2 protein-coding genes are annotated in these 2,345 nt (G+C 70.4%); one reads left to right on the forward strand and one right to left on the reverse strand.

Translation table 11 applies throughout. The features are described 5' to 3' along the window. Window positions 1–1,758, reverse strand: a 1,758-nt coding sequence (locus tag GPA_RS19555) for a BadF/BadG/BcrA/BcrD ATPase family protein (RefSeq protein ID WP_041239719.1), incomplete at its 3' end; no start/stop codon positions are given. A gap of 127 nt (window positions 1,759–1,885) precedes the next feature. Between GPA_RS19555 and GPA_RS20285 the strand changes: the two genes are divergently transcribed. Then, window positions 1,886–2,345, forward strand: a 460-nt coding sequence (locus GPA_RS20285; protein ID WP_231847664.1) for a hypothetical protein, incomplete at its 3' end; no start/stop codon positions are given.

Below are 2,345 nucleotides of genomic sequence, written 5' to 3' on the forward strand. Positions count from 1 at the left end.
CTCCCGCGCGGTGAGCGCCGCGCCGATGGCGCCCATGAGGTGCGCCGTGTCGGGACGGACCGCCTCCTTCCCGCTCACCAGCTCGAACGCCCGCAGCACGGCATCGGACATGAACGCGCCGCCCTGCACCGCCACGCAGCCGCCGAGCGAATCGAGCCGATCGAGGCCGATGATGCGGAACAGCGCGTTGCGCACGACGGAGTACGCGATGCCGGCGGCGATGTCCTCCACGGCAACGCCGCTCTTCTGGGCGTGGCGGACGCGCGAGGCCATGAAGACGGTGCACTTGGTTCCCAAGTCGACGGGCGACTCGGCAAAGAGAGCCCTTTCGGAGAACTCCTCGGGGGACGATTGCAGCGAATGCGCCGTCCCCTCGACGAACGACCCGCATCCGCTGGAGCAGGCCTCGTTCAGCACGGCGTTGAGCACCCGCCCGTCCCGCACCCAGACGGCCTTCATGTCCTGGCCGCCTATATCGAGCAGGAACGTGAGATCCGGCCTGAAGCTCCGTGCGGCCCGCACGTGAGCGAGCGTCTCCACGACCCCGGAATCGAGTCCCAGCCCCGCCCTGAGCAGGTTCTCCCCGTACCCGCAGGCCGTGGCATGGGCCACGTAGGCGTAGGGCTCCCCGTCGGCGCCGCGCGGCACGGCGGCATGGAAGTCGCCGAGCATGGCGATAGCCGTTTCCGGCACCTCGCCGCGGGGAGGACGGCAATCGGCGTAGGCGAGGCGCCCCGCCTCGTCGAGCACCGCCAGCTTGACGGCCGTCGACCCGGCGTCCAGCCCGAGGTAGAGCGGGCCCTCGCAGTCGAACAGCCTCGTGCGCGGCATCGTGCAGGAGGCGTGGCGTTCCCGAAAGGCGGCGAGGTCCCCTTCGGACGCGAACAGGCGGGGCAGCCGGGGAAAGTCGTCCGCGAAGGCAGGCAGGCAGGACAGGCGCTCCTCGAGGACCACCAGCGATACGTCCGCGCCATCGCGGTCGCCGAAAGCCTCCGCACCGTGCAGCGCCGCGCCGCGCGCGGCGAACAGGTGCGCGTCAGGGGGCTTGATGCCGTCCCGCACCGCAAGGCCCAAGGCCGAGCGGAACCGCTTCACAAGCTCGGGGATGTGCTCCAAAGGGCCGCCGAGAAACACGACGGTGCCCTCGATGGGGCGCCCGCAGGCAAGCCCTCCGAGCGTCTGGCGCACTACGGCCTCCAAGGCGCTCGCCGCGATATCCGCCGTGCGCGCCCCCTCGTTGAGCAGCGGCCGGACGTCCGTCTGGGCGAACACGGCGCAACGCGACGCGATGGGGTAGGTGCGCTTCGCGCCGAGCGCCTGCTTGCTCAGCTCCTCCGTCCTCAAGCCCAGCATGAACGCCATCGTGTCGATGAAACCCCCGGTACCGCCTGCGCAGGTGGCGTTCATGCGCTGTTCGAGCCCGTGGGTGAGGTACACCAGCTTCGCGTCCTCGCCGCCCAGCTCCACGATGGCGTCCGCCTGGGGATACTCCCTGCGCACCGCCGTCGTCGTGGCGACCACCTCCTGCACGAACGGAAGCCCGAGCAGGCCGGAGATCCCGATGCCGGCGGAGCCGGTGACGCCCACGGTGCCCACGGTGTCGCCGAAGCGCCATGTCAGCTCGTGCAACGCCCTGGCAAGCGTCGACGCGACGTCCGCACGGTGCCTCCGGTACACCGAATGGACCACGGCGCCCTCCCCATCCAAGACGACGACCTTGATCGTCTTCGACCCTATGTCTATGCCGACGCTCGCCACGTGGAACCCCTCCCGACCTCTCTTCCGCCTCCCAGCTAGGCGGCTCCCGCAAGCTGCAAGGCGTAGAATGCCAGGCGCAGGCAGAACACGACACGCCTACGAAGCCGCTGGCAACCGCGATGACTGAGTGGAAGCCCGTTTCCTTCATGCGAATGGCCATGACCCCGAAAACGAGCGTCGCGGCAAGGCAGAAGACGCCCACCGCGATGTGCATCGACGCGGCGCGCACAAGGTCGGCGCCCGCGCCCGCCGCCCCTGCCATCTCCGAGACGGCGAGCACCTGGGCGGAAAAGCCGCCGACGCCCAGCACGGCGCCCAGCACGGCGGCAACGGTCAGCAGCCTTTTCACCGAGGGGTCGTCCAACGCGCCCGCCTTCTCGAGCATCAGCACGACGAGGGCGGAGCCGCCGAGCAGCGAGAAGCCGAGCATCTGCAGCGGCGTGGCGAGCGTCGCCCAAGACGGCTCGGGCACCGCCAGGTGGGCGAGCCCCGACGCGCACGAGAACAGCGCGGCGAGCGCGCCCACGATACGGAGCAGCGCCCTGCGCCGCCGACCCTCTGCGTCCTTCCCGAGGTTGACGCAGAGG

Source organism: Gordonibacter pamelaeae 7-10-1-b, assembly GCF_000210055.1.
Lineage (GTDB): Bacteria > Actinomycetota > Coriobacteriia > Coriobacteriales > Eggerthellaceae > Gordonibacter > Gordonibacter pamelaeae.